Annotated in this window: 6 protein-coding genes and 2 pseudogenes; 2 read left to right on the forward strand and 6 right to left on the reverse strand. The window is 57.3% G+C overall.

The window, feature by feature from the left end; genetic code table 11:
* From NW819_RS12560 to NW819_RS12585, 6 genes and pseudogenes are all read right to left on the reverse strand, one after another.
* Window positions 1-544, reverse strand: a pseudogene (locus tag NW819_RS12560) (glycosyl transferase); the annotation flags it as partial.
* A 10-nt stretch (window positions 545-554) separates the two neighbouring features.
* Window positions 555-1454, reverse strand: a complete 900-nt coding sequence (locus NW819_RS12565; protein ID WP_414413950.1) for a DMT family transporter — start codon at window positions 1452-1454, stop codon at window positions 555-557.
* Complete coding sequence (locus NW819_RS12570) at window positions 1454-1801, reverse strand: hypothetical protein (RefSeq protein ID WP_414413951.1); 348 nt, start codon at window positions 1799-1801, stop codon at window positions 1454-1456. Before NW819_RS12570 ends, NW819_RS12565 begins: the two co-directional genes overlap by 1 nt.
* Before the next feature lie 60 nt (window positions 1802-1861).
* Complete coding sequence (locus NW819_RS12575) at window positions 1862-2143, reverse strand: hypothetical protein (protein WP_011432432.1); 282 nt, start codon at window positions 2141-2143, stop codon at window positions 1862-1864.
* Window positions 2144-2257: 114 nt separating this feature from the next.
* Window positions 2258-3334: a leishmanolysin-related zinc metalloendopeptidase gene (locus tag NW819_RS12580; protein ID WP_414413952.1), complete on the reverse strand. Its 1077-nt coding sequence runs from the start codon at window positions 3332-3334 to the stop codon at window positions 2258-2260.
* Window positions 3335-3485: 151 nt separating this feature from the next.
* Window positions 3486-3956: a hypothetical protein gene (locus NW819_RS12585; RefSeq protein WP_414331929.1), complete on the reverse strand. Its 471-nt coding sequence runs from the start codon at window positions 3954-3956 to the stop codon at window positions 3486-3488.
* A 584-nt stretch (window positions 3957-4540) separates the two neighbouring features.
* Here NW819_RS12585 and NW819_RS12590 point away from each other — a divergent pair.
* Window positions 4541-5509 carry an isopenicillin N synthase family dioxygenase gene (locus tag NW819_RS12590; RefSeq protein ID WP_414413953.1) on the forward strand — a complete coding sequence of 323 codons (969 nt, stop codon included), beginning with the start codon at window positions 4541-4543 and terminating at the stop codon, window positions 5507-5509.
* Between the two features lie 18 nt (window positions 5510-5527).
* Window positions 5528-5732: pseudogene (locus tag NW819_RS12595) on the forward strand (cysteine hydrolase); the annotation flags it as partial.

Consider the following 5732-nt stretch of genomic DNA (forward strand, 5'->3'; position numbering starts at 1 on the left):
TGCTCCGCACCGCTGACGCGACCATGCTCTCGCTAAAGGGCAGGCGAAACAGAAGGTCACATTGCCCATAGAGCTCCCGAACCCAGGCCACAAACGGTTGAAACTCAGGGCCGTATTCTTGGTAGATGAAATCCCAGCCAAAATTACTGGCCATCCAGCAAGGGATCCCAGCAGCCTGGGCAATGGCTACAGCAATGGGCGGCACATCCGCCAACACCAAAGGCACCCCCTGGGCTCGAATGAAATCCGCTTCTTCTCGAACAAGCTCCGCAGCGCTGGCTTTAAACGCCTTGAGGGCAGCCAACGTAGCCGGCAGATCCGCTTGCAGCCCATCCGGCTGCACCACCCCCACATCCAACGCCCGCGGCCGATGGAGAAACTTCCCCTCCACGTAACGCTCCAGGAGCCAGCGGGGAGCCGGCGTAACAAAGATGGGCAGAACATGGGGATCCCGCCGCAGCAAAGCATTCACGACCGCCGCCAGACGGGTAACGTGCCCAAACCCGTGAGCTGTTGCCGCCACATACAGAGGAACGGGATTCATCGCGACCACCTCAAGACAGAACAGGATCTGCGGGGGACTTTTCCCTACGGGATCCCCACAGATTGCTGGCCAAAATCAGACCCAGGCCCAGCACGGATCCCAGCGCAATCCTCTCGCCCAACAGCACCGCAATCAACCCCAACGACAAAAAGGGCGTCACATACACCCAGTTGGCCAGGGATCCCCGGTGGCCCGCCAACTCCAGAGCCCGCAGCCAAAATACAAAAGTCAGGCCCATCTCCGCCAGACCAATGTAAGCCGCCCAACCCAGCCCCGCAACTGTCCAAGAGACCTCCTGAAACGGCAGCAGTAGCAGGCCATAGAGGCTGCCGAAGAGAAACCCCATAAACAGCTTCAGCACCGCATCTCGCCCATCCCGCACATTGAGCAGCCAGTAGAGCGCCCAGATTCCAGAGCTGCCCACCGCCAGCAGCACCCCCCAGGGATCCCCCGCCTGCAAGGTGCCCCAGGATCCCCCCGTAGCCACCAGCACCACCCCCAGCAGGCTCACCCCCAAGGCCAACACCAGCCGCCAACGGAAGCGCTCTCCCAGCAGCGGCACCGCCAGAAGAGCCAGCACCAGCGGCCAAGTGTAATTCAGAGCCATCGCCGCCTGAGCCGACAGACGGTCATAAGCCTGGAACAACACCCCATAGTAGCCGAAGGGGTTGAGCAGCCCCTGAAGAGCCGATAGGCGGACTTGGGATCCCTTCTGCTTGCCGAGGAACCCTGCCCGCCCTGTAACCACCAAAACGATCCCCAGGATCAGGCAAGAGCTAAAGGCCGAAAAAATCAGCAGAACCGTCGGCGACAGGTGCTGCAACCCAAACTTAAAAGCGCTGGCAGCCGTAGCCCAGCCCAAGATGGCCGCCGCCAGGTAAGCATATGCTCGCCAGGGATCCCTAGGCATCAAAAGCTGTCGAGATTGCTGTCCTCTGGCTTCGACTTAGCTCCGGTGGGAAGGCCCAGCCGCGGTGCCACCACCCAGGCATAGAGCAGATAGCCCAGCCCCGCCACCACTGCCCACCTGAGAACGGTGCCGAAAACCCGGAAGAACAGCCCAACCAGAAGAATACAGCCCAGAATGGCGAAGACCGTCACCAGTGGACGCCCCCAAGTCTCAACCCAAGCTCGGACGGCACTTTTCCCCTGAGACGCAACGGATGTTCCCGACTCCCGAGAGGCTGCAGCCGCCTGCTCCAGTTCACGCTCAAGCTGTTTCAGCCGTTCTTGTTCTGAGAAAGAGAGATCGGACATAGAGAGCAGTCTCCAGCGGTGTCACCTCCATCTTACGAGCTGCTCCCGAAGATGGGCAGACTAAGCCCGCGCCGAAGGGATCTCCTGAACCATAGCCCGGAACACATCCAAAGCCGGGCCAGGGCGACGGTTAGGACGCGGAGCCGAGATCTCATTGGGCACAAAAGGCTTCTCCACCACCACCTTGGGCTTGTTGGCAGGAGCAGTTGCTGTAGCCGCAGGAGCAGAGCTGGGAGAAGCTGGTGCAGAACGAAAAGGCCCGGTAACAAAATCCACCAAGCCGCCGAAGAGAATGCCGAAAAAGGAGAACAGGCCGCCGAAAAGCTTCTTGAGGATACCCATGGCTCATTGCAAAGAAATGAGGTGAGAGATTGTCGAAGTTGTGAAGTTATACAACTCGACCTTCATTATTGTTAAGAAGCAGCATCTTGGCCATGAGTAAATATGCTCTTTTTCTCAGGGATCCCCCACCCGCCTGCCCTCGGCGTCAAATCGCTGTAGGGGTAGGGTCAACTCCAGCTCTTGCAGCTCCAAAGGTTGAGAGACCCCCCTGCCGCGCCCCAAAGCAAAGCCATCCGCCGCTGCCGGGTTCACGTCATAGCCGATATCTGCCATTGCTTCGACGGTGAGAATGCTTAAGGGGTTGGCTACCCCCCGGTCGATGCGGCTGGTCATCAGCTCGCGGCCCAAGACGCTCTCCCGCCAATGGGAATCTCGGGATCCCTCCCCAAACTCGTTTTCTAAAGGAACAGAGGGCGCGTTTCCTCCCAGCGTGGCGAAGGCGCTGACTGCCCTGGGGCCGATGAAGCGGGGATCGTAGCCAGGGGGCGTAGGCTGATCCCGTCCCACCAAGCCCACCGTTAGCCCCTTGGGATCCCAGACGATGGGCAAGAAGCCCAAGGCATGGCCCAACTCGTGCAGGGCGGTAATGGGCAGATCCCCTCGTTCTTCCAGGGCAGATAGATTTTGACTGTTAAACAGAACTACGGAGTAAAAAGGCAGACCATTAGAGGCCCGTACAAAACAGGGAGCAGCTCCCCCCAAAATTCGCTCGTTGCCGAGATTTCTGGCCCGCACCTCCACCAACAGATCGTCGATGGGGAAATTGAGTGGCGTGCTGGGAAACCCTCGATCGCATTCGTCGGCCCGAATAGTGGTGGGGGGCAGATCCGGCTGGTCGCCAACGATGAGCTGTTGCCAGCGCAGAGCAGCACTGCGGATGATCGACTGCTGGGTAGGAGTGAGACTGTTGTCGGGAAAGCGAACGTCAATGGTGAACTGGGAAACAGGGGCAGCCGTCGGCAAGGGCAAAGAGGTAGGAACGACAGTCGGAGTAGGGGTGAGAACGACAGTTGGAGTAGAAGTGGGAATGACGGTTGGAATGGGAGTGGGAATGACACTCACAGAAGAGGAGCCACCACTTCCCCCGCAGGCCTTGAGCGCCAGTACCAGAAGCACAGCCACCAGGGATCCAAGCAGACGCAGACCCCATACTTTCCCCAGAAGCTGTCGCTGCCCCGAAAAAACCTTCACACCACCCCCAAACGCAAAGAGCCTCACGGCCCAGTTGGATCATACCGGCTGCAACCATCCTCCCGAGCATGATTTGCGTCACACCGCACCGGTCAACTTCAAGGCCAGGAAGAGATGGGTTTGGAGGTCTATATTTTCAGGTCAGGATCTCTCAATCTGAGGAGTCGGAAGAGTTTTCCTCTTCTATGCCCCAGCCCGCAGCCAAAACATCCACCGCTGCCCGCAGCGCCTGGTTATCCCCCAAGAGCTCCTCGGGATCCGAACGCGGCTCCACCAGGGGAACCAAGCGCAGAATACGTCCGTCCTGAACCAAGTCGATAACCACGCCCGGCTGCTCCTTGCCCAGGTTGGCAATCTCTTCTTCGGAAGCGGGATCCCGCAGACAGGCATAGTCAAAGCTGTTCACATTTAAGTAGAGGCTACGGTTTACCACCAGTGTGGCAGCAGTGGGATCCTGAAAAACATCCACCACGCAGCCTTCCCCTTGCTTCCGCACTGAGCCATCGACGATATCGAAGTAGCGAACACGGGCCAAATCGGATAGGAGTCGGTAAATATCCCGCTTGTTCACCAAAGTTCCCGTATTCACAATACAGGGGGCACAGGGATGAGTGTCTGTCATAGAGCAGTCGGTCTCGAAAGGTCAACAGATTGAGAGTAGGCAAAAGGAAAGCAACATCAACAGTGTCTGCAAACTATCTCCGAAAACATCAGTCCTCGGCAATTCTAGGCGCGGTTATGGTTGACAAGCAACAGGTATCCGTAACTTTACAAAAACTTTAATCAGCTAAAAAAGAGAGAAGTAGCCTGCCCTGCTTTATCCAGTTAACCCAGTGCAACAACAGAACAACTCGCTCCATTCCGCCTACCCAGGGCTCAGACTGCTCTCAAGGCAAAATCAATCCATAGCTTTGCTTCTATCGACTTTATCACAGCCTTCCAAAAAGGGCACAGGCCACTACAAGGTGCAATCTCCAGACAAAAGGGACAGAGGCTGTCCGGCAGGATTCTACCTGCATCTTGTGGGAAGGCAAGTAGCTGAGCAGCTTTAGACTCTAGATATTGTAGATAGATATTGTAGATGAACCCCGAACAGACCGTCTTCGATTCAGAACTCTCCCCTTGGCTTCTTAGGAAGGATAGCATAGGACACCAAGCCCGCTGCCTAGAAATAGCGTTGACTCTTCGCCGGAGACGACTTTTGCCGTGGTAACCACTCCCCAACGCCAGACTCTGCCGGTTGTCGATTTTGCCGCCTTTCAAAACGGAACGTCAGGTGAGCGGGAGCAGTTTGTCCGCCAGGTGGGGGAAGCGCTGCAACAGATTGGCTTTTTTGCCTTGGTTAACCATGGCCTATCGCCGGAATTGATCCGGGAAGCCTATGAAGCCGCAGAAGCCGTTTTTCTTTTGCCAGAGCCAACCAAGAGAGCCTATGAGGATCCGGCGCTGCTGGGGCAACGAGGGTACACCCCCTTTGGCAAAGAACACGCTAAAGATCATCCCTATCCTGACATGAAAGAGTTTTGGCACATCGGGCGCGAAGGGGATCCCCACCTTCCTGCCAACATCTGGCCTCGGGAGGTGCCCCAATTTCGCAGGGTGATGCTAGAGCTGTTCGCCCAATTGGAAACCTGTGCCCAGGGACTGTTGCAAGCAATCTCTCTGTATCTGGGGGAGCCTGCCGAATACCTGCCCAAAGCGGCGGAAGGAGGAGCCAATCTCTTGCGGGTGATTCATTATCCGCCGATCCCTGCTGAAGCCCCTCCCCAGAGTTTACGAGCTGCAGCCCATGAAGACATCAACTTGATTACCCTCTTGTGTGAAGCCACCGCACCAGGTCTAGAGCTTCTGCAACGAGATGGATCTTGGCTGCCCATTTCGGCCCTCCCTGGTCAGATCATTGTCGATGCCGGGGATATGCTGCAAAACCTCACCAATGGCCTGTTGCGCAGCACCACCCATCGGGTGACCAACCCCGACAACCCTCAAGAATGCCGCTTTTCCATTCCCTTCTTTGTGCATCCGCGGCCAGAGGTGGATCTCACGCCCTTGCCGACTTGTGTGGCCCGCACCGGCGGGATCCCTCGGTTCCCTTCCCTGACTGCCGGAGAATACTTGGCCCAGCGGTTGAGGGAAATTGGCCTGGCTGAGGCAGGATCCCCGCCCCAGCATTGATCCCAACTGGGGGTCTCTATGTTTCGGATCCCAGCCCTGCCCTACGAGTATGAAGTTCCCAGCCTGTCTCAGTTGGCCCTGGTGATCATCGATATGCAGCGAGATTTCCTGGAGCCGGGCGGCTTTGGGGAAATGTTGGGCAATGATGTCACCCAACTGGGATCCATTGTGCCCACCCTGGAGGAACTGCTGGACTTCTGTCGTCAGCTAGAAATCGCAGGAG

The organism is Synechococcus sp. R8-2 (genome assembly GCF_047461715.1).
GTDB lineage: Bacteria > Cyanobacteriota > Cyanobacteriia > Thermostichales > Thermostichaceae > Thermostichus.

What these genes read in the sequence shown, in the direction of transcription:
- NW819_RS12565 (WP_414413950.1), bottom strand. Translation starts at nt 1,454, where the DNA reads ATGCCTAGGGATCCCTGGCGAGCATATGCTTACCTGGCGGCGGCCATC.
- NW819_RS12570 (WP_414413951.1), bottom strand. Translation starts at nt 1,801, where the DNA reads ATGTCCGATCTCTCTTTCTCAGAACAAGAACGGCTGAAACAGCTTGAG.
- NW819_RS12575 (WP_011432432.1), bottom strand. Translation starts at nt 2,143, where the DNA reads ATGGGTATCCTCAAGAAGCTTTTCGGCGGCCTGTTCTCCTTTTTCGGC.
- NW819_RS12585 (WP_414331929.1), bottom strand. Translation starts at nt 3,956, where the DNA reads ATGACAGACACTCATCCCTGTGCCCCCTGTATTGTGAATACGGGAACT.